We start from the raw sequence: 20,118 nt of genomic DNA on the forward strand, positions 1-20,118 counted from the left end.
TTTTATGCAAAAATAAGGAATTTTGTCACGTAAAATATGACGTGAAATTAATTTAGACAATAAACAGGTCCGAAGCGATCCCATCCGCCATAAACCAGTGCTTTTCAGGAATCTTCAGATGGTTGTTTTCAATAACGAGGATTTCCTCATCCAGTTTCTGTTTGATTTCACGCTGGAAATGCTCCAGGATCCGGTCATCAAATTTTCCCTTTAAGCTTTCAAGATCAACCCCCCAGATGGTCCGCAGGCCGATCATGATCATTTCATTGAACTGGTCTTCCCGGGAAAGGAGCTCCTCCTCTTTCGCCAAAAGATTGGCGTTGAGCTTTTTAATGTACTGTTGGTTGTTGGCAACATTCCAGCTTCTGATATCCGTACCGTTGTATGAATGGGCAGACGGGCCGATTCCCAGGTATTCCTTGTATTTCCAATACGAAGAATTATGTCTTGAATAAAAGCCGGGCCTCGCAAAGTTGGAAACCTCGTAGTGTTCAAACCCACGGTCTTTCAGAAAATCCGACAGATAATAAAATTCCCGGTTCTGCTCCTCTTCTTTCGGACTCATGACTTTTCCTTTGGAGATCCAGTTTTCCAAAGCGGTTTTAGGCTCTACCGTTAAAGCATATGAAGAAATATGGGGCACTTCAAGCGCGATGGTTTTATACAGGTTTTCTTTCCAGATTTCCAGATTGGAAGTGGGTGATCCGTAAATGAGATCAATGCTTAAATTTTCAAAGCCGAAATCCTGCGCCCTCTTAATGGAATCTTCCGCTTCATTGGCGGTATGTGCACGGTTCATCAGTTTCAGATCGGCTTCAAAAAAACTCTGGGTTCCGATGGAAAGCCTGTTTACCACAGAATCGGATAACCCTTTTAAGAAGTTTTTATCCAGATCATCCGGGTTCGCTTCCAACGTAATTTCAATATCTTTTTCGAAACTGAAATATTTCAACACCTCATCGATCAGAGATTTTATTTCATCCGCAGAAAGAACAGAGGGTGTCCCGCCGCCGAAATAAAGGGATTGTAAGCTTTTGTTCTGCAATTCATCTTTTCTGAGAAAGATTTCCTTCTTCATAGCAGCCAGCATTTCATCCTTAAAATTCAAGGAGGTTGAAAAGTGAAAATTACAATAGCTGCATTTCTGCTTACAAAAGGGGATGTGAATATAAATCATAAAAAAAGAGCCCTGAAAAATTCAGAGCTCAAATGTATTTAAATTAAATCAATTAATATCTATAACCTCTGTGGTTAATGAAGTTGTCGAAGTTATACCCTAACCCGATCATGAAGCTGTTTCCTCCGTACTGCTGGATGTCAGACAATCCTAAGTTATACGTCGCCCCGATCATGAATTTGTTGAATCTTACTTTTACAACCGGTGCAATCTGAAGCTCCTGACTGTCGAATCTGTTCTGAACAGAACGGTAGCTTACCCCGAAGGAGAATGCATTGATATCGTTGAAGAACGTTGCCATCAAGTTATAATCAATCGTTCTTGTAGAGTTTGTATTAAGGTTAATTAATGCAGACGGTGTGAAATAGATGTTATCTCCAATATGCCAGTCATATCCTAAGTTTAAGAAAAACTTGATCGGAGAAGGCTCACGTCCGTTTACAATCGCTTCATCATTGGTAAGAGCGATATCGTTTACGGAAACCCCTGCGAAGATATTTCGGTAAGTAGCCTGTGCCCCAAAGTTGGCATAAGCCATGAAGATGTTGCTTTCGCTTCCCTGCAATAAAGGATCTGAAGCATCTTGTGTATTAATCTTCGAATAATCAAAATTCATGTTATAGAAACTCACACTTGTACCGAATGAGAACTGGTCTTTTCGGTCTCCTTCGCTGCTAAGAGGAATAAAATATGAAGCACCCGCCGTAATACCTCCGGCAGAAATAGGCCCGTTGCTGTCTCGGAATACAGATAAACCTGCACCTACCCTATCAAAGATGTTCGCGTTGATCCCTACCGACTGTACGTTGGGAGACTCACTGAACTTCGAAAATTGCTGCTGATAGTTAAGATTAAGCTGCACATAGTCGGTCTTTCCGTATTGTGCCGGGTTGAACAAAAACTCACCATCTAAAAGATATTGTTGATAGTACGGTAAAGTTTCTTGTGCTTTGTATGCATTTGACAAAAGAGCTAAACATACGATAGCATATAGTTTTCTCATAACAAATCTTGATTTCAATTCAACAAATATAAAAAAATTCTCAATATATTTTTAGTTTTCTAAATAATTTCTCCATTTTTTTACAGCATCCGCCATATCTTTCGGCATTGGGCTTTCAAAATATAATTCTTTCCTGGTGGTGGGATGTATGAATCCTAAAGTATGAGCATGAAGCGCATGTCTCGGCAGGATTTCAAAAACATTTTTGATAAACTGCTTATACTTAGGAAGATTCACGCCGCGGAGCGGGGTATGGCCTTCATATCTTTCATCATTAAACAGCGTATGGCCGATATGCTTGAAGTGCGCCCTGATCTGGTGCGTCCTTCCGGTTTCCAGCTTACACTCTACCCAGGTCATATATCTAAACCTTTCCAATACTTTAAAATGCGTTACGGCATGTTTTCCCTGGCTTCCGTCTTCATAGGTATGCATCTGCATCCTGTTTTTCGGATGGCGCCCGATATGCCCCCTTATCGTTCCTTCGTCATCCTGCACATTTCCCCAGACAAAAGCCCAGTACAGTCTTTTGGTCTTCCGGTCAAAGAACTGCTTAGCCAAAAAGCTTAAAGCAAATTCGGTTTTCGCGATCACCAGCAATCCGGAAGTATCTTTATCAATCCTGTGAACCAACCCTACCCTGTCCAGATCCGATTTCTGACCGTTCTGTTCGAAATGGTAAGCCAAAGCATTCACGAGGGTTCCGTCCCAGTTTCCAAAGCCCGGATGCACCACCATTCCGGGATCTTTATCTACAACGATAAGATCATCATCTTCGTATACGATATTGATCGGAATATTTTGCGGAATGATAACATTTTCTCTTGGAGGATGGGCCAGGAGTACGGAGATCTGATCTCCAGGCTTCACACGGTAGTTCTGTTTTACAGGGGTTCCGTTCACCACCACATTACCGGCTCTGCAGGTCTGTGAAATTTTGTTTCGTGAAGAATTCTGGCGGAAAATCAGTAAAAACTTGTCGATTCTTAATGGCTCCTGGCTCTTATCCACCGTGATATTAAGATGTTCATACAGCCCTTTATTTTCCTCATCAATATCAAGATTATCGATACTGTTTTGGTCTAATAATTCTTCATCCAAAAAATCTTCGTTATCTTCTGCCATTGTTTTGTCTTTTATACAAAAAGCTTCAACATAATGAAAGTTGAAGCCTGTATTTTATTATAATTTAGAGATTAATCAATCACCATCCTTCTAGCCTTTGGCTTTTCGGTTACCGTTGTCGCAGGCTTACTGCTGTTTGAGCCGGAAACGTTTCCTGAAGCAGTGGTTCTGGGCCTGTTGCTTTCTGTGGTAGAGGTCGCCGGTTTTGCATTTGTTCTTGACGTTTCCGTTTTGGGTGTCTCCGCAGAAGGTTTTGGCGTTTCTTTTCTCGGGGCCGGAGCCGGCGGAGCCTCGTAGCTTGGCTCTTCCCGTACAGGCATTTCCTGATACTGGATCGGAGGCAAAGCGGTATCCACTTTCATTCTGTAGGTAGAGTTCAGCTGTTCTATTTTAGCACTTAATTCTGCGAGTGTCCTCTTACTTGCCCAGAGATCGATCTGCATCCCCTGGTCTCGGACGTCTCCTGCTGCCGGATCCTGATAGTAGATTACATCGGATTCGTCCTTGCTGCCGTCTTCATGATCCACGATTCCTACTTCAAACATACTTCTGGCAATAACCTGTCTTGCTTCCTTCACCGTTAATCCAACGACGTTAGGAATGGCAATATTTCGGAGAGGCCCGGAACCGATGACTACATCAACGGTGGAGAATCTTGCCAGCTTGGTTTTAGGCTTTACTTCATTGCCATTATATAAAATACGGATCACCGCATCTTTCTGAATGCTCGGTTCGAAAATGGTATCTCCTACTTTTAGTCCTACCTGCTCCAGTCGCTGGAAAGCAAGACCTGAATATTTGTTGATAACATCCGGAACTTCTACTTTCGCCCATGTTCTTGGGTTTACTCTAAGTTGGATAGCCCTTCCGTCTTTCACGCGGGAACCCGGAACCGGATATACCTGCAGCACCTGGAAAGGTCTGTATTTCGGATCATAATTGAAACTGTCCACTTCATATTCCAGCCCTGAATCATCCAGTATTTTGATTGCTTCCTGCACGGATTTATTTACAATATTCGGAACGGGAATTTCCTGACCGTGATGGGTATGATACTCCAACCAACGGAACGTAAGCCAGACCAACCCCACAAAAACACCGATGGCTACGATTAAGTTCAGTAAAACTTTCCAATTGAAAAGTGATTTAAGCATACTTAAAATGACTATTATTAGACAGCAAATATAATTAATAATTTTAGAATGTCCTTTTTATTTAACACATTTCACTTTTGACCTTAAATTTTCCGGATTTGCATTTATCCGTTCTATAAAATCATTAAATTTGCCTTAATTGATACTAGACAAAAATGAGCAAAAAACAAGTTGCCGTAGTAATGGGAGGCTATTCTGACGAATATGTCGTATCACTGAAAAGCGGACAATTAATCTATGATTCTTTAGACAGAAATCTTTACGACGTATACAAAGTAGTGATCCTGAAAAACGAATGGTATTTTTTAGGTGAAAATGATCAAAAGTACGCTATTAATAAAGGAGACTTTTCCGTGACACTCGGCAATAATGAGACTTTACAATTTGACGTTTGCTTCAACATCATCCACGGAACACCGGGTGAAAACGGGATTCTTCAGGCTTACTGGGATGCCATCGGACAAAAATACACCGGTTGCGATTTTTACCAGAGTGCCCTTACCTTCAATAAAAAAGATACATTAGCCGTCCTTTCAAAATACGGAATCCCTTCTGCCAAAAGTGTGTACCTTAGAAAAGGAGAAGAAATTAATGCTGATGAAATCATCGATTCTCTTGGACTGCCCGTTTTTGTAAAACCTAACCAGTCGGGATCTTCTCTCGGAATTTCAAAAGTAAAGGAAAAATCCGAACTGATTGCAGCAACAGCCGTTGCCTTTAATGAGGATGATGAAATATTAATTGAAAGCTTCCTCGATGGAATGGAAGTTTCCGTAGGCGTAATTGATTATAAAGGAGAGACCATCGTTTTAGGAATTACCGAAATTGTTCCTCAGAATGAGTTTTTCGATTATGAAGCTAAATATGAAGGTGCTTCCGAAGAAATTACCCCGGCCAGAATCGATAACGAGACAAGAATCCGTATTGAAGAGATTGCTAAAAGAGCGTATAATTCCTTGGGAATGAGCGGATTTTCCAGAAGTGAATTTATTCTTATGGATGGTATTCCGTATATGCTTGAAATGAATACCAATCCCGGATTCTCACCGGCCAGCATTCTTCCGCAACAAGCCAAAATTTACGGAATTTCTATTACCGACCTTTGCGGAAACGAAGTTGAAAAAGCTTTATCTAAAAATTAAAACGTATGAAAATTGCTGTATTCCCGGGTTCATTCGATCCGATTACTTTAGGCCATTACGATATTATAGAAAGAGCTGCCCCGCTTTTTGACAAGCTGATTATTGCGATCGGGCAGAATTCCCAGAAAAAATATATGTTTCCTTTGGAGAAAAGAATCGAATTCATTCAGAATTCCGTAGCTGAATTCCCGAATGTGGAAGTCGATTTTTTTGAAGGACTTACCGTCGATTACTGTTTTGAGAAAAATGCCCAGTATATCATCAGAGGCCTTCGAAATCCTGCCGATTTTGAATTTGAAAAAGCCATCGCCCATACCAACAGAACGTTAGCCCATAAAAAGCTGGAAACCGTATTCCTACTCACTTCCTCCGGAAAATCCTTCATCAGCAGCAGCATCGTGAGGGAAATCATCAACCACGGCGGAGAATATGAGCTGCTGGTACCGGATTCGGTTAGAGTGGAGAAGAAGTAAAATGATTGATAATCGATAAATGATGATTGATGAAAAATCCGATTAAAAAAATCAATTATCAATCATCATTTATCATTCATAAAAAATGCACGAACAGTTCAATTTTGCCATAGAAGTCCTTGGAACGATCTCCTTCTCGATGTCGGGGAGCTTTGCTGCGATGCAGAAACGTCTGGATCCTTTCGGGGTATTGATTATTGCATTCGTCACCTCGGTAGGCGGCGGAACCGTTCGGGATCTTCTGCTGGATATTCCGGTTTTCTGGATGCATGATCTTCTGACCTGTGCCTTGATTATCCTGACGAGTATTTTCACCATGATCTTTAAATCGTTTGAGAAGAATTTCAGGGTGACCTTGTTTATTTTCGACAGTTTCGGGCTTGGACTGTTTACGATCATCGGGGTTCAAAAAGGACTAAATGCCGACATTCATCCATTGATTTGTATCGGCCTGGGAACCATTACCGGCTGTTTCGGCGGGATCATCCGGGACATATTGCTTAACAGGATTCCTCTGATCTTCAGGAAAGAGATTTATGCGACAGCCTGTATTTTAGGCGGCTCTATTTTTTTATTATTGACAAGATTTACGACATTAACTTATACAGTAATTCAGGTATTCACCATCCTGCTCATCGTTTCGATCCGCACCTTAGCGGTAAAGTATCATTGGCAGATCCCGAAATTCTACGGGTACGAGAATAATGCGGAGATGTAGTTTTCGTGAATTTGAAATTAGCCTTCGAATTAATTGGCTGGAAGATGGATGCCGGGTGCTGGAAGATTTCCTGGCAATCGTTTTATGATGATGGTTTAAAGATAAATTTGAAAAAATGGATTACTTCGGATTGCTTCGCCAAAAAATTTATCCCAATGACCCATTTTTCAAAGCACCGGAACCACCTCCGTCGCCTAAATTTACTCAATAGAAAATCAGCGAAAGATCAGATGCTCCGATTTATACCCGGTTAAACCTCATAGGTTTTGAAAACCTATGAGGCTTAATAGCCCAGATAGAAGCGGCATCCTTTTTCTGCACCGGCAGAAAAAGATACAGCGGATAGCGGGAATAAGCTCCTGAAAAGCAATGTTGTGTAAAAAGGGAAGCTATGTCGATTAAACCTGTTTGTCTGATGCCTGACCAAATAAAAAAAGCACCTGAAATCAATCAGATGCTTTTTGTCTTTATCAAGTTCTTTATTAAGAGAATTTTCCTCTGTTTCTCATGTTCGGATTGTGCATATGCTTCTGCATGGTTGGCATTTTTAGCTGGTCTTTCATCATTTTGATCTGATCGGTCATCATTCCGGCACTGTCCAGTCTTTTAGCTTCATCCAATAACTTCTGCCCTTCCTGTTTTCTGCCTTTGGAAATAGCCGCCGCCGCAAGATTCAGGGTAGCCATCGCTCTGTCGTGCTTCATGTTCAATCCGTATTCTAAAGCTTTCTTCATATAAGGTTCCACTTTGGTTGGGTGGTCCTGAGCCTGGGTAAGTCCCGTTAGATAATGGTAGTACCCATACTGGGTTTTATGAAGCTGGGATTTATAATCTGTGATGTTTTTAAGCCATTCGCCGGCCTTTTCCATATTCTGCTTTCTCAGCTGCCAGAAAGCCAGAAGGATATATTCGTTTTTAAAGAAGATAAGAATAGGCAGTGCTGCTAAAAGAAAAACAACAATTCCCCAGCCCAAACTTCTCGTGAAGATCATCATGTAAAGCCCTAACAGGATAAGAACTGCCGCAACGGCAATTTTTATATATTTATTCATTATTAAAATTTAGAAGTGCAAAGATAAGAAATTTAAGATTCAAAGTTTAGGGTTCAAGGTCTAAAGTTTTCAGTGAACTTATTGATTGAAAACTTCAGATCTCAAATCCTTTCATAGGTCTGAAAACAGAAATCATACTGATTCTTTTCATCTTTTTCATGACTAATTTCATCTGTTTTTTTCCAGATTTTAGGGTCGATCTTCGGGAAGAAAGTATCCGCTTCAAGCTCGGCCTTTACCAGAGTTACCTCAAGCCGGTCTACGATATCCATCGTCTGCTCATAGATCTTTCCGCCTCCGATAATGAAAATTTCCTCATCGATTTTCTTGGCAAACTTCACGGCTTCCTTGATGCTTCCAACGATCAGAATTCCTTCCTCGAACCAGTCGGTTTTTCTAGACACAACAATATTGGTACGATTGGGAAGCGGTTTTCCGATGCTTTCATATGTTTTCCTTCCCATGATCACCGGATGCCCCGAAGTGATCTCTTTAAAATGTTTCAAATCTTTCGGAAGATGCCAGAGCAAACGGTTTTCGAAACCGATTTCGTTCTTCTCTCCCATGGCCACCACAATTGTTGTCATTAAAATAAATTTTTACAAAATTAGCACATAATTTGTATATTTGGTTAGAACAAAAAAATATTAAAAAAATTTCAAACTATGAAAAATAAAGGTTGTCTGAGCGCAGGAACTATCGGTATCGCTCTCCTTATTATTGTTGCTGTCCTTTTCTTCTGGGGCAAAAGCGGCTACAATAATTTCGTAACGAAAGAACAGAATGTTAACACCAAATGGTCTAATGTTGAAACCGTATATCAGAAAAGAGCGAACCTGATCCCGAATCTGGAAAGAACAGTAAAATCCTATTCCAAATTTGAGCAGGAAACCTTAACAAAGGTCGTAGAAGCGCGTTCCAAAGCAACCTCTATCAATATTGATCCTACCAATATGACAGAGCAGGATCTGGCAAAATTCCAGGCAGCACAGGGTGAACTTTCCGGAGCCTTAAGCCGATTGATGGCCGTAGTGGAATCTTATCCTAACCTGAAAGCGGATCAGCAGTACATCAATTTCCAGAGGGAATATACCGCGATCGAAAACAGCATCAGAACGGAAACCGTTTATTATAACGCGGCAGCCCAGGATTATAATACTTCGATTAAAACGTTCCCGAATAATATTCTGGCGAACTTCACCAATTTTAAAGAAAAACCTTATTTCAAAGCGGCAGCAGGAGCTGAAAAAGCGCCTGAAGTATTTTCGGAATAATGGCTACTCCTTTCCTAACAGACCAGCAGATAGCTTCCCTTGTGGAAGCTATTCAGTCGGCGGAAGAACATTCTACCGGTGAAATCAGGGTGCATATCGATACGAATACCGATGAAGACAATGCTAAAGTTGCGTTGAAGGTTTTTGAAGAATTATGCATGAACAAAACAGCCGAGAAAAATGCCGTGCTGTTCCACATCAATTTTGAACGGAAATACCTGACGATTATCGGCGATACCGGGATCCACAAAAAAGTAAGCCAGGCTTATTGGGACCGCCTGCACGATTATATTACTTCCGAATTTGCCAAAGGAAATTATTATAAAGCCTTAAAAAGCGGCATTCTGGAAACCGGAATGGAGCTTAAAAAACATTTTCCCGTAACCGGAGAAAACCACAATGAACTTCCTAATGAAATTACGTTCTCTTAAACTAGTTTTTTCATTTTTACTGATCTGCTTCTACAGCTTTGTAGCAGCTCAATACACGGTTCCCCCAAAACCGGGTGTTCTGTATCCTGTTTTTGACGAAGCCAAGCTGCTGAAACCACAGGAAATAGACGCACTGAATAAAAAACTGATTGCCTTTGCAGATTCTACCTCTACCGAAATCGAAGTGGTTATCATTCCTTCAACCAAAGGGGAAGATGTAAATTTTCTTGCGACCATGTTCGGAGAGAAATGGGGCATCGGAAAAAAGAACGTTGACAACGGGATTATTTTTCTAATCGCCACTGAAGACCACACCATGTCGATCCAGCAGGGCCGCGCAGTGGAACAGTATCTGACGGCGTCGGTAGCAGGGCAGATCCTGGATTACATCGTGACACCCCATTTCAAGCAGGGCGAATGGTATGAAGGTATTGATCGCGGTACTTTTTCCATTATGGAAGCGGTTCAGGGGAAATTCAAGCCTTTGAATAACCAGGAAAGCAAAGGCGACGGCAGCCTGACGAAAATTATTATCATTGCTTTTATTATTTTTATCCTTCTCGCGATTTTCTTTGGAAACAGAGGTGGCGGAAAAGGAGGTGATGACGATGACGATGTGATCATCTCCAGAAGAGGACGCAGAAATTATCCGGGTGGATTCTTCCCTTTTCCAGGCAGCTTCGGCGGTGGATTTGGAGGCGGAAGTTCCGGCGGAGGCGGTGGATTCGGAGGCTTTGGCGGCGGTGGAAGTTTCGGAGGCGGTGGTGCTTCGGGAGGATGGTAGCAGATTTAATACTTAATTCTAATTCTATCTATTAGTATTATTATCTCATCCTTGTCATTCTGAAAGAATCTAAACGCAAATATTTCCAGTAGGTCTTTATACGCTATTGAAATCTTAAGTGATAGCAAAAATTGTGTTGGGATTTCAAACTTATATTTCCAGTATTTTTGTTATTGACGAAGTGTACATAGTCGATTGCTGAATAAATCCTGATACGAATTTTTCCAAGCAGGCATTTAATCTATATGTGGATTCCCATGTGATGACTAGTATTGCGTTAAATTAAAAGAAGATTGGCTAAATTGATTTACAGTATATTATTCGATATGCTTTGTTATTACAATACAGATCCGAAACAGACCTTTAATTCACAATCTTTTCTATTTAATTCAGTCTATAAGGTCAATATTACAAAAAAGCAAATTTTCAATCATTAATATTAATTTATATTAACATAAATCCTCAATTTTAATATTAAAAATTAATAAACCTGCCCGATTTCTATTTTTAATTCAAAACTTTTTCATTATATTTACTAAAAACAGGTTATGAAGAAGACATTGGTAGTTTTTGCACACCCTTATCTGGAGCATTCCAATTCGAATGCGGAACTCATCAATTTCTACGTCCGTCATCAGCATTTTACCCTTCGGGATCTTTATGAAGAATATCCTAATTTCCACATCGCCGCTTTTAGGGAAAGAAAAAGGATCAGGAATTACGACCGTTTTATTTTCCAGTTTCCGCTTATCTGGTTTGGAACACCTCCCCTCTTAAAACTTTGGATTGATGAAGTGTTTGACCGGGAATGGCTGAAAGAAGGGGAATATAATCCGCTGGAAGGCAAAGAAGTCTATATTCTGGTAACCACCGGTGGTAAAGAAAGGTCGTTCAGCAAAGAAGGGACTTACAAATTTACCGTGGAAGAGCTGATCAGCGGACTGATTGTCTCTTTACATGTCTTTAAAGCCAACATCAAGAATATCAAGATTGTTTACGAAGCCAACAAGCTTTCAAAAAAAGAAATTATTCTGCACAAAAAGCAGTTTGTAGAACTTCTCAATCAATAAAATATGGAAACAAGCTTAGCAATGAATACCCTGATCTTCTTGGGCGTAGCCATCATTATGGTTCCGCTGGCGAGAAAATTCGGGCTGAGTTCCGTCATCGGATACATTGCCGGCGGAATCATTATAGGGCCGTATGTCCTGAAGCTGACGGGTAGGAATGTAGACGACATTATGCACGCCAGCGAATTCGGGGTAATTATGCTTCTCTTTTTGGTAGGGCTCGAGCTTGAGCCCCGCAAATTCTGGGAGATGCGGAAAAAGATCATCGGCCTCGGCATGACGCAGATGCTCCTGACCATAACGCTGCTTTTCGTTGTTTTCTTATGGGCAGGCTGGAAAGTGGATAAAGCAGTGGCTGTTGCCATGTGTTTTGCGCTTTCTTCCACAGCCATCGTTCTGCAGACTTTACAGGAGAAAAACAGCCTGAACACCCTGGCCGGGGAAGCTTCTTTTTCCACTTTGCTCTTTCAGGATATTGCGGTTATCCCTATCCTTGCCATCCTTCCACTGATCGCCCATCATAAAGTGACCAACAATGATAATGAAATCCATGTCATTATCCAGAATCTTCCGCAGTGGATGCAGTTTGCCACGGTGATCCTAGGAGTGGCTATTCTCATCCTGTTGGGAAGGTATGTTTTTGTTCCCTTTTTAAGGTATGTTTCAAAATCAGGAATGACGGAACTGCTTACCGCTTCGTCACTGTTTCTGGTAATCGGTGTATCGGAACTGATGATCGCTATTGGCCTTTCTCCTGCCTTAGGCGCTTTCCTTGCCGGAGTAATGCTGGCCAACAGTGAATTCCGCCATGAACTCGAAGCACAGATCGACCCCTTCAAAGGTTTATTGCTGGCGGTATTTTTTGTAAGCGTAGGTTCGACTATGAACTTTAACATTATCGCAGAAGATCCGCTCTTTATTTTCAGTACGGTTTTTGCGGTGCTGGCGATCAAATTCATAGTTCTTTACATGATCGGGAAGTTTTTCAGGATCGATACGCCGCAAAGCTTATTTTATGCTTTTGCGCTTTCGCAGGTGGGGGAATTTGCTTTTGTACTGACCAATTACGCTTCCAGTCTTTATCTGCTGAATTCTGAACTCAATGCGCAAATGATGGCCGTAACGGCCATTACAATGTGCATTACCCCTTTTCTGATCATCATCAATGATAAATTTATCACACCGAGATTCATTAAGGAAATACCTGATGCTGAAAATGACTTTAATATCCTGGATGGAAATATCCGGCAGAAGAAAATTATTATTGTCGGTTTCGGGCATTTCGGAAGTACGGTCGGCCGGCTTTTGAAGGCCAATAAAGTTTCATCAACGATCCTGGACCGGGATTCGGACCGGGTAAAGCTGCTGAGAAGCTACGGATTCAAAGTATATTACGGAGATGCTACGAAAATCCCGACCCTTCGTGCTGCAGGCATTGAAGATGCCGAAATTCTGGTCCTTTGCCTGGACGATCCGGAAGACAATAAATTTATCGCCAATGTCGTAAGGGAAAATTACCCCAACGTAAAAATCTTCGTCCGAGCCAAGAACAGGATTGATTCTTATGAATATTTAAACAGCGGCATCAATAACATTTATCGTGAAACATTGGGAACAGCCGTAGACATGGCTGTGGATGTCCTACACGAAACCGGTATGCGGAAATATGCCGCCCGCCGTCTCGGGCAGAGGTTTATGGCTATTGATAAGGCCTCTATTCGAAAGCTGGCGAAATCGGAAGATGATGACGAAATCCATCTTTTTACCACAAAAGAAATCCTCCAACGAGAGGAGGAATTACTGGCTTATGATAATCTGAATTTCGACAATCAGCAATGGGAAGATTCTTCCATGGATGAAGAAGAAGAAAATGAAAGCTGATTACTGAATGCTTACACTTCCGCCACTGCTCTCTTCTTTTTTGATTTTGGTTACATTTCCTTTTTTATAAATGCTGATACTTCCGCCGGAAGAGGCTTCTGCCTGGATAGAGGAAGATGCGCTGATGTCTACGCTTGCTCCGCTGGAAGATTCTGCTTTCAGATTTTGTACCAGTACATCTTTTGCAGAAATACTACTTCCCGAAGAGGCATTTACTTCAGCATTTTTGGATTTTCCGGATAAATCGATGCTTGCCCCTGATGAAGCATCCACATCGAGATCCACCGCCCAGATTTTACCGTCGAAACTTCCGCTGCTGTCGATAGAAATATCAAAATCATTGGCTTCCAGATCGCCGGAAACAGCTGCAGAGCTTGATACTTCCACTTCCATTTTATCCTGTACAAATCGGTCTCTAACGGTAATCTTAGCTGCAGAATTGGCATTGAGCTTCGAGAAATCTTTGGTATAAATTTTTGCGGAAACATTATGGCTGTTCATTACCCTAATCCCCGGCTTGTAATGAATATGAAGTTCACCGCCGTTGTTATCCACCAAAACCTCATCTATAATATTTTCGGGAGCGGAGATCACCACTTTTTCCACATCCGATTTGATAACTTCTGCATCTATGGCCTGGGAAACTTCAATTTCATCAAAATCTCCTGTCACAGTTCTTTCTCTCATGGGCCCGTTGTCTTTGCTGACCACTTTCTCCACCCAATTGCTTTTTTCATTCTCACGGCTGTTTCTGTCGTGCTTTTCACATGAGGCCAGCAATAAAAAGGCTGAAAAAATAAAAATAGTTTGCGATTTCATGTTTACTGATTTATTTGATTAATGTGTTATTATTTAGTAACAACTAAGGTATAAAAAATATTACATCGGTTTGAATAATTATATAATCACGATCATAACCAAGATTTTTTAGATGGATTGTTTCTATAAAGCGCAAAACAAAATACGCTAAAAATCAATTATTTATACCATATTTTATTTTTCAATGGTATAAGGATTGAACTAAAAAGCCTATCACCAAAAAAATAAAATATTATGATTTCATCAAAAACACATGCTGTGCTGGATTATGTGGTCGGCATCCTGCTGATCGCTGCTCCGTGGCTTTTTGGATTTGCCGATAATACCGCAGCTACTACCGTTCCTGTATTATTAGGAGCTTCAACGCTGGTCTATAGCCTCTTCACAGACTATGAATACGGCCTGGCCAAAATGCTGCCGTACAAGGCACATCTTACAATTGACTTTATTGCCGGAACACTCCTTCTGGTTTCACCGTGGCTGTTCGGTTTCAGCGACCGGGTTTATCTGCCTCACGTTATTTTGGGAGCTTTTGAACTATTGGCCGTTATGATGTCCAGAAAATCAACTTCTCTGGTTCACAGACCCAAACAGATCTGACAAAATTTTTACCCTGCAACATCAGATAAGGCTTCCTGGATTTCAGGAGCCTTATTTTTTATTCCTGTATGATCTTTCTTTATTAATAATTTAAGTTTTAATATCTTTATGGTTTATTAATAAATAATTTATGAAGAAGATTTCATCGGTATTATTAATTTCTGCATTAGCATTTAATCAATCTTGTACAACAATGAAAAACACCGATACCAGCAAAGAAATTCCGGTGCCTGACGCATCGCTTTCCTCCAATCCTTTGATGAGGAAAAGCAAACTTCAGTATGAAGCCCCGGAATTTGATAAAATTAAAAACGAACATTTTAAACCGGCTTTTGATTTCGGATTAAAGCAGCACGACGCCGAGATTTTACAGATCGCAAACAACCCGCAGGCCCCTACTTTTGAAAATACAATCGTAGCCCTGGAAAAAAGCGGCGAAGTGCTGAGAAGAGCAATGATCGTGTTCTCTAATCTTACCAGTGCCAATACCAACCCTACTTTACAGGCGCTGGATGAGGAATATGCTCCGGTTTTTGCAGCCCATTCCGATAAAATGTACCTGAATGAGAACCTGTATAAAAGAATCAAAGCCATTTCTGAAAACGGTCTGGACGCGGAAAGCAAAAGGCTGTTGCAATTTTACAGACAGAATTTCGAGATTGCCGGAGCCAATCTTTCGGCGGCAGATAAGGAAAAATTAAAGCAGATCAATCAGGAACTGGCTTCCCTATCCACCCAATATTCCAATAAATTACTCGAGGCCAGAAAGCAGGGCGGTGTGTTCTTTGCCGATGCCAAGGAACTGGACGGACTTTCGGCCGATGAAATTGCAGCCGCAGCAAGTGATGCCAAAAACGCGGGAAAACCGGGGCAGTATCTGTTAGCCTTACAGAATACCACCCAACAGCCGCTTTTACAAAATCTGAAAAACAGAGCTACCCGGGAAAAGCTGTTCAAAGCATCCTGGATGAGAGCGGAGAAAGGTGATGCCAACGATACCCGGGCCACCATTGAAAAACTGGCAAAATTAAGATTAAAAAAAGCACAGGTCTTAGGCAAAAAAAGTTTTGCCGAATGGAAGCTGCAGGACCAGATGGCCAAAACTCCGGAGGCCGCTACCAAACTTATGAACCAGATTGCCACCCCGGCTGTGGAAACCGCAAGACGTGAGGCGAAAGACATCCAGGACCTGATCGATCAGCAAAAAGGCGGTTTCAAATTAGAGCCGTGGGATTGGAATTTCTACGCCGAACAGGTAAGAAAAGCTAAATTCGACCTGGATGAAAGCCAGATCAAACCGTATTTTGAAATTACTACTGTTCTTGAAAAAGGAGTTTTCTTTGCCGCTGAAAAATTCTACGGACTAACGTTCAAAAAAAGAATGGATCTTCCGGTTTACCATCCAGATGTCGTAACCTACGAAGTTTTCGATCACGACGGAAAATCGTTGGCGATTTACTACCTGGATTTTTACACCCGGGATTCTAAAAACGGCGGAGCGTGGATGAGCAACTTTGTAGAGCAGTCGTATTTATTGGGAACAAAACCGGTGATCGTAAATTGCTACAATTACCAGAAGCCGGCTCCCGGCAAGCCTTCCCTGATCAGCTACGATGATGTTTCCACGATTTTCCATGAATTCGGGCATTCCATTCACGGAATGTTTGCCAGCCAGAAATATCCTTCCCTTTCAGGAACCAATGTACCGCGGGATTTTGTGGAGTTTCCTTCACAGATTAATGAACATTGGGCTTTGGACCCGGTAGTTCTGAAAAACTATGCCTTGCATTATGAGACCAAACAACCGATTCCACAAGCTTTGGTGGATAAGATCAAAAAAGCAGCGACTTTTAATCAGGGGTATATGACTACCGAACTGGTTTCTGCTGCCGAATTGGATATGGACTGGCATACGGTAACCGATGACAGCCAGTTGATTCCTGTATTGGATTTTGAAAAACAATCCTTGGCAAAACACGGATTTACATTGGCGACTGTTCCGCCGAGATACCATACGCCTTATTTTGCACACATCTGGGGAGGGCGGGTACTCTGCCGGATATTACGCTTATCTGTGGTCTGAGACTTTGGATAATGATGCCTGGGAATGGATCGAAGAAAACGGAGGATTGACCAGAGAAAACGGAGACCGCTTTAGAAAATACATTCTTTCGGTAGGAAATTCCGTAGACCTGAATCAGGCATTCAGGGATTTCACAGGACATGATCCTGATATCAAACCTTTACTGAGAAACAGAGGTTTTATTAAATAATTTTGAAAAGCATTCATTTCTGGATGCTTTTTTTAATTAGTATTTAATTGTAAAATAAATATATTTGGTAAACTAATTTTTAACCTAAAAATCTTCAATACATGAATTGTTTAACCCTTTTAAGCCTTTCCTGGCAGCATATATTAATTATCTTAATTTTATCCCTTCTTATTTCATTCCCACGTTTGTTGCTTTCAGTAGAAAAAAAGCAAATACCGGAGCCATCTTCGCATTAAATTTATTTCTGGGTTGGGCACTGGTCGGCTGGGTAGGAGCATTGATCTGGGCGTTATCCAACGAAAAAAGTAATCAGCAGACAACGACTGAAAGTAATATCGATCAACTGACCAAATTAAAAATGCTTCATGATCAGGGTGTAATTACCGATGAAGAATTTGAAATTCAAAAAAATAAATTATTACGTTGAAAGATTCTTACGTTTTGTAAAATGAATTTGAATTTTAAATGTCCGAAAAATTTTAAGACTTTTGCTTTAAAATAAAAAAATGAATTGTCCCTGCTGTTCCGGAAACGCTTACGAAGATTGCTGCCAACCATACCATACCGGAGAAAAGAATGCGCCGACTGCCGAAGCGCTTATGCGTTCCCGGTTTTCTGCCTTTGCCATCCCAAATGGAGACTATCTGATGGAAACCACTCTTCCCAGCAAAAGAAAATACCATAACCGGAAAGATCTGCAGGAATGGGGAGAAATCAATACCTGGACAAAACTCGAAATTGTGGATAAGCCGTCTGCAAATAAGGTTGAGTTTAAGGCTTTTTATACGGATGAAAACGGCGATTCGCAGATTCATCATGAATTATCCACCTTCAAAATGATTCAGAACCGATGGTTTTACGTAAGTGGAATATTTTTAGAATAGACTTTTACGAACGGGCTTAATTCTTCCACTAATTTCACGGATTTCCACAGATGAGACGGCTCCAACTCCGCTCAGCCATCAAAAACGCTTTCTAGACTGTAGTGGAATAACATTTATTACATTCAGCACACCGGTTGTCATCCCGCGAGGGATCTCGACACAGTATTAGAGATGCAGAAAGATTAAAGTTTGATGACTACAAAAAGGAAAGACAAGAAACCCTCCACAGACAGCGTCATAGCTTCAAGTACCTAATCTACAAAATAGCAGTTAAGCAAAACACCGATAAAAATCTTTGATTTTCTTCTTCTGTGTTCTAAAATAGACGCCAAGCAGAAAAATAAAATCTTCTGTGACTTATGTGTCAAAAAGCTTTTGTAACTTCTTGGTAAAATTCTTTAGGTTAATTAAACCATGGAGTATACAAAATAAAAATGTCCGGTTTTTCCGGACATTGTATTTGATGTTAGTGAGCTTCGTTTCCGTCGATCCCGTGCGCGTGACCGTGTGACAACTCTTCTTCCGTTGCAGGACGCGTATTTAAAATTTCCACCTGGAAATCCAATACTTTTCCTGCCATCGGGTGATTAAGATCTGCAATCACCGCTTCCGGCGTAACCTCTACCACGAATGCCTGGAAATTATTCCCCTGGTTGTCGGATAATGGCAATATGGTCCCAACAGGAGGCACTCCGGATTCGTTGAACATGTCGATCGGCAGCTGTGCAATGGCATCCGGCTGTTTTTCACCGTAAGCTTCCTCAGGCTGAATGGTAAAAGCGGCTTTATCACCTGCTTTTAAGCCATGGATATTCTGCTCAAACTTTGGAATCATCATTCCCACACCGTACAGAAATGTAAGTGGATTTTCTGCTGTTGTTTCTTCTACAAGAACCTTACTTCCATCTTCTTCGATTGTGTGAAGTATGTAACTTACAGCTACAACATGATTGTTTTCGATTGTCATATTTTTTTCTTTTTTCGTGAATTTACTCACGATTAACAGTACAAAGATACTGCTTTTGAAATCATTGACCGAAGAAATGTAAGGTTAAAAACAGTCTCTGCAGTAATGTTTTACTTTTGTTTTCCGGCTTCATTCCGCTTCTTTTCCCGCAGCATAAAAAGATAAAGACTTTCTACCTTGGCTCGGGCCCAGTCTGTTTTTCTTAGGAATTTCAGAGAGGAATTAATGCTCGGATTATCGGTAAAACACCGGATATTGATCTGCTCGCCCAGTTTTTCAAACCCGTTGTAATAGGCTACCAGTTCTTCGAGAATGGCATCCAGTCTTTTTCCGTGTAGGGGATCTTTCGATTGCTGTTCCATGCTGTAAAAGTAGGTATAAATTGTATTTTGATAACCATCAATCCTGAAAATAAAACCAGAATCTATGGTTCCGTCTTTTCCTGTTGAGATTTTTCTTTCTTATTTTTAAGAATATTTTCTGACATATTTTTAAAATCTTCCGTTTTCATAATCACGAGGTTATTGTTTGGATTCCAGATGCTTACTAATTTTTCGGAAACCGTTGTATACTCTTCCCAACCTGTAAATCTCTGATATAGCATTAATGTACAGATGTCGGTGGGCGTGATGGCCTGCCAGTTTTCAATGACATGAGAATGTACACCACCGACCGTCTTCCCTGTTTTTTCATCATTGATATTCTGGACGATCATACTGTTATGAAGCTTTTCTACTTTTTTAATTTCGTTTTTATCCGTAAATGTAAGTAGATAATCATTCCCAAATACCACAACATTACTGATCGAAGGGCCTGTAAGCACATACACTTTCTTTACATTGTTCCGGATGATCGGGACAATATTTAAACTGGTATTTTGGTAATGTTTGAATATGGTATCTGTTTTTGTTCTTTCCAGGGCTTTCTGCCGTATCGTAAAATAATCCTTCTCTACCGGAGTAAAATCTCTCTCCGTTATATCCAGCTTCGCATCATTGGGATTATAGTTTGCAGGAAAAGCAATTGTTGCCAAAACCTTGTTTTCCTTGGAAAAGAAAATGCATTTTGGAACCTGATCATCGATGTAGGAAAAGTAACCTCCTATGTTTTCTCGGGCTTGGTAATTAGCCATAAATACATCGGTGCCGTACCAGCTTGCCATTTCGCTTCTGTACAATTCTATTCCTTCCTCATTAATTTCACGGGCTGTTTTTTCAAGATGCTGCGCATTTAAGAGACAGGAAAATATAAGTGACAAGATGATCAGAATGTTTTTCACAATATTAGTTTT

21 protein-coding genes and 1 pseudogene are annotated in these 20,118 nt (G+C 40.9%); 12 read left to right on the top strand and 10 right to left on the bottom strand.

Translation table 11 applies throughout. The features are described 5' to 3' along the window. Positions 1–52 precede the first annotated feature (52 nt). The 4 genes from hemW to QE422_RS18880 all read right to left on the bottom strand — a co-directional run bounded on the left by hemW (position 53) and on the right by QE422_RS18880 (position 4,459). Entirely contained in the window at positions 53–1,177 is a 1,125-nt protein-coding gene (gene hemW / locus QE422_RS18865; RefSeq protein ID WP_307461767.1) for a radical SAM family heme chaperone HemW, read from the bottom strand. Between the two features lie 52 nt (positions 1,178–1,229). Then, complete coding sequence (locus QE422_RS18870; RefSeq protein WP_307461770.1) at positions 1,230–2,180, bottom strand: type IX secretion system membrane protein PorP/SprF; 951 nt, start codon at positions 2,178–2,180, stop codon at positions 1,230–1,232. A gap of 51 nt (positions 2,181–2,231) precedes the next feature. Further along, complete coding sequence (locus QE422_RS18875; protein WP_307461773.1) at positions 2,232–3,305, bottom strand: RluA family pseudouridine synthase; 1,074 nt, start codon at positions 3,303–3,305, stop codon at positions 2,232–2,234. 71 nt (positions 3,306–3,376) lie between these two features. Then, entirely contained in the window at positions 3,377–4,459 is a 1,083-nt protein-coding gene (locus QE422_RS18880; protein ID WP_307461776.1) for a PASTA domain-containing protein, read from the bottom strand. A 155-nt stretch (positions 4,460–4,614) separates the two neighbouring features. Between QE422_RS18880 and QE422_RS18885 the strand changes: the two genes are divergently transcribed. From QE422_RS18885 to QE422_RS18895, 3 genes are all read left to right on the top strand, one after another. Next, on the top strand, positions 4,615–5,601 hold the full coding sequence (locus QE422_RS18885; protein ID WP_307461778.1) for a D-alanine--D-alanine ligase: 987 nt from the start codon (positions 4,615–4,617) through the stop codon (positions 5,599–5,601). 5 nt (positions 5,602–5,606) lie between these two features. Further along, a complete protein-coding gene (gene coaD / locus QE422_RS18890; RefSeq protein WP_307461780.1) occupies positions 5,607–6,074 on the top strand; it encodes a pantetheine-phosphate adenylyltransferase in 468 nt (155 codons plus the stop codon). 85 nt (positions 6,075–6,159) lie between these two features. Continuing rightward, positions 6,160–6,792: a trimeric intracellular cation channel family protein gene (locus QE422_RS18895; protein WP_307461783.1), complete on the top strand. Its 633-nt coding sequence runs from the start codon at positions 6,160–6,162 to the stop codon at positions 6,790–6,792. A 482-nt stretch (positions 6,793–7,274) separates the two neighbouring features. Here QE422_RS18895 and QE422_RS18900 read toward each other — a convergent pair whose 3' ends face one another. Together QE422_RS18900 and QE422_RS18905 are read right to left on the bottom strand one after the other, a co-directional pair. Further along, the gene (locus QE422_RS18900; RefSeq protein WP_307461786.1) at positions 7,275–7,844 is read right to left on the bottom strand and encodes a DUF2892 domain-containing protein; all 570 of its coding nucleotides are present in this window, start codon (positions 7,842–7,844) and stop codon (positions 7,275–7,277) included. Positions 7,845–7,945: 101 nt separating this feature from the next. Continuing rightward, on the bottom strand, positions 7,946–8,431 hold the full coding sequence (locus QE422_RS18905; RefSeq protein ID WP_307461789.1) for a dihydrofolate reductase: 486 nt from the start codon (positions 8,429–8,431) through the stop codon (positions 7,946–7,948). Between the two features lie 78 nt (positions 8,432–8,509). Between QE422_RS18905 and QE422_RS18910 the strand changes: the two genes are divergently transcribed. The 5 genes from QE422_RS18910 to QE422_RS18930 all read left to right on the top strand — a co-directional run bounded on the left by QE422_RS18910 (position 8,510) and on the right by QE422_RS18930 (position 13,284). After that, positions 8,510–9,118: a LemA family protein gene (locus QE422_RS18910; RefSeq protein ID WP_149248286.1), complete on the top strand. Its 609-nt coding sequence runs from the start codon at positions 8,510–8,512 to the stop codon at positions 9,116–9,118. Further along, positions 9,118–9,549, top strand: coding sequence for a TPM domain-containing protein (locus QE422_RS18915; RefSeq protein ID WP_307461791.1), 432 nt, complete (start codon positions 9,118–9,120; stop codon positions 9,547–9,549). The genes QE422_RS18910 and QE422_RS18915 overlap by 1 nt, the downstream gene beginning before the upstream one ends. Further along, a complete protein-coding gene (locus QE422_RS18920; RefSeq protein WP_307461795.1) occupies positions 9,530–10,333 on the top strand; it encodes a YgcG family protein in 804 nt (267 codons plus the stop codon). Before QE422_RS18915 ends, QE422_RS18920 begins: the two co-directional genes overlap by 20 nt. Positions 10,334–10,881: 548 nt before the next feature. Continuing rightward, entirely contained in the window at positions 10,882–11,403 is a 522-nt protein-coding gene (locus QE422_RS18925; RefSeq protein WP_307461798.1) for an NAD(P)H-dependent oxidoreductase, read from the top strand. A gap of 3 nt (positions 11,404–11,406) precedes the next feature. Further along, the gene (locus QE422_RS18930; RefSeq protein WP_307461801.1) at positions 11,407–13,284 is read left to right on the top strand and encodes a monovalent cation:proton antiporter-2 (CPA2) family protein; all 1,878 of its coding nucleotides are present in this window, start codon (positions 11,407–11,409) and stop codon (positions 13,282–13,284) included. Here the strand turns inward: QE422_RS18930 and QE422_RS18935 are convergent, their stop codons facing one another. Further along, a complete protein-coding gene (locus QE422_RS18935; RefSeq protein ID WP_307461804.1) occupies positions 13,285–14,103 on the bottom strand; it encodes a head GIN domain-containing protein in 819 nt (272 codons plus the stop codon). It abuts the gene before it with no gap. Between the two features lie 234 nt (positions 14,104–14,337). On the opposite strand from QE422_RS18935, the gene QE422_RS18940 reads away from it, so the two are divergent. The 4 genes and pseudogenes from QE422_RS18940 (at position 14,338) to QE422_RS18955 (ending at position 17,860) form a co-directional block, all read left to right on the top strand. Continuing rightward, positions 14,338–14,703 carry an SPW repeat protein gene (locus QE422_RS18940; RefSeq protein WP_307461807.1) on the top strand — a complete coding sequence of 122 codons (366 nt, stop codon included), beginning with the start codon at positions 14,338–14,340 and terminating at the stop codon, positions 14,701–14,703. A 130-nt stretch (positions 14,704–14,833) separates the two neighbouring features. Then, positions 14,834–16,976, top strand: a pseudogene (locus tag QE422_RS18945) (M3 family metallopeptidase). Positions 16,977–17,082: 106 nt separating this feature from the next. After that, complete coding sequence (locus QE422_RS18950; protein WP_307461810.1) at positions 17,083–17,403, top strand: superinfection immunity protein; 321 nt, start codon at positions 17,083–17,085, stop codon at positions 17,401–17,403. A 79-nt stretch (positions 17,404–17,482) separates the two neighbouring features. Then, positions 17,483–17,860, top strand: a complete 378-nt coding sequence (locus QE422_RS18955; protein ID WP_307461813.1) for a YchJ family protein — start codon at positions 17,483–17,485, stop codon at positions 17,858–17,860. Positions 17,861–18,326: 466 nt separating this feature from the next. Here the strand turns inward: QE422_RS18955 and QE422_RS18960 are convergent, their stop codons facing one another. The 3 genes from QE422_RS18960 to QE422_RS18970 form a co-directional block, all read right to left on the bottom strand. Beyond that, positions 18,327–18,827 (bottom strand): peptidylprolyl isomerase, encoded by a 501-nt coding sequence (locus QE422_RS18960; protein ID WP_307461815.1) that lies wholly within the window; start codon positions 18,825–18,827, stop codon positions 18,327–18,329. A gap of 110 nt (positions 18,828–18,937) precedes the next feature. Next, complete coding sequence (locus QE422_RS18965) at positions 18,938–19,189, bottom strand: VF530 family DNA-binding protein (RefSeq protein ID WP_149248297.1); 252 nt, start codon at positions 19,187–19,189, stop codon at positions 18,938–18,940. Between the two features lie 62 nt (positions 19,190–19,251). After that, positions 19,252–20,106 (bottom strand): hypothetical protein, encoded by an 855-nt coding sequence (locus QE422_RS18970; protein ID WP_307461821.1) that lies wholly within the window; start codon positions 20,104–20,106, stop codon positions 19,252–19,254. Positions 20,107–20,118: the final 12 nt, after the last annotated feature.

This window comes from Chryseobacterium sp. SORGH_AS_0447 (assembly GCF_030818695.1).
In the GTDB taxonomy this organism is placed as follows: domain Bacteria; phylum Bacteroidota; class Bacteroidia; order Flavobacteriales; family Weeksellaceae; genus Chryseobacterium.

What these genes read in the sequence shown, in the direction of transcription:
- hemW (WP_307461767.1), bottom strand. Translation starts at nt 1,177, where the DNA reads ATGATTTATATTCACATCCCCTTTTGTAAGCAGAAATGCAGCTATTGT.
- QE422_RS18870 (WP_307461770.1), bottom strand. Translation starts at nt 2,180, where the DNA reads ATGAGAAAACTATATGCTATCGTATGTTTAGCTCTTTTGTCAAATGCA.
- QE422_RS18875 (WP_307461773.1), bottom strand. Translation starts at nt 3,305, where the DNA reads ATGGCAGAAGATAACGAAGATTTTTTGGATGAAGAATTATTAGACCAA.
- QE422_RS18880 (WP_307461776.1), bottom strand. Translation starts at nt 4,459, where the DNA reads ATGCTTAAATCACTTTTCAATTGGAAAGTTTTACTGAACTTAATCGTA.
- QE422_RS18885 (WP_307461778.1), top strand. Translation starts at nt 4,615, where the DNA reads ATGAGCAAAAAACAAGTTGCCGTAGTAATGGGAGGCTATTCTGACGAA.
- coaD (WP_307461780.1), top strand. Translation starts at nt 5,607, where the DNA reads ATGAAAATTGCTGTATTCCCGGGTTCATTCGATCCGATTACTTTAGGC.
- QE422_RS18895 (WP_307461783.1), top strand. Translation starts at nt 6,160, where the DNA reads ATGCACGAACAGTTCAATTTTGCCATAGAAGTCCTTGGAACGATCTCC.
- QE422_RS18900 (WP_307461786.1), bottom strand. Translation starts at nt 7,844, where the DNA reads ATGAATAAATATATAAAAATTGCCGTTGCGGCAGTTCTTATCCTGTTA.
- QE422_RS18905 (WP_307461789.1), bottom strand. Translation starts at nt 8,431, where the DNA reads ATGACAACAATTGTGGTGGCCATGGGAGAGAAGAACGAAATCGGTTTC.
- QE422_RS18910 (WP_149248286.1), top strand. Translation starts at nt 8,510, where the DNA reads ATGAAAAATAAAGGTTGTCTGAGCGCAGGAACTATCGGTATCGCTCTC.
- QE422_RS18915 (WP_307461791.1), top strand. Translation starts at nt 9,118, where the DNA reads ATGGCTACTCCTTTCCTAACAGACCAGCAGATAGCTTCCCTTGTGGAA.
- QE422_RS18920 (WP_307461795.1), top strand. Translation starts at nt 9,530, where the DNA reads ATGAAATTACGTTCTCTTAAACTAGTTTTTTCATTTTTACTGATCTGC.
- QE422_RS18925 (WP_307461798.1), top strand. Translation starts at nt 10,882, where the DNA reads ATGAAGAAGACATTGGTAGTTTTTGCACACCCTTATCTGGAGCATTCC.
- QE422_RS18930 (WP_307461801.1), top strand. Translation starts at nt 11,407, where the DNA reads ATGGAAACAAGCTTAGCAATGAATACCCTGATCTTCTTGGGCGTAGCC.
- QE422_RS18935 (WP_307461804.1), bottom strand. Translation starts at nt 14,103, where the DNA reads ATGAAATCGCAAACTATTTTTATTTTTTCAGCCTTTTTATTGCTGGCC.
- QE422_RS18940 (WP_307461807.1), top strand. Translation starts at nt 14,338, where the DNA reads ATGATTTCATCAAAAACACATGCTGTGCTGGATTATGTGGTCGGCATC.
- QE422_RS18955 (WP_307461813.1), top strand. Translation starts at nt 17,483, where the DNA reads ATGAATTGTCCCTGCTGTTCCGGAAACGCTTACGAAGATTGCTGCCAA.
- QE422_RS18960 (WP_307461815.1), bottom strand. Translation starts at nt 18,827, where the DNA reads ATGACAATCGAAAACAATCATGTTGTAGCTGTAAGTTACATACTTCAC.
- QE422_RS18965 (WP_149248297.1), bottom strand. Translation starts at nt 19,189, where the DNA reads ATGGAACAGCAATCGAAAGATCCCCTACACGGAAAAAGACTGGATGCC.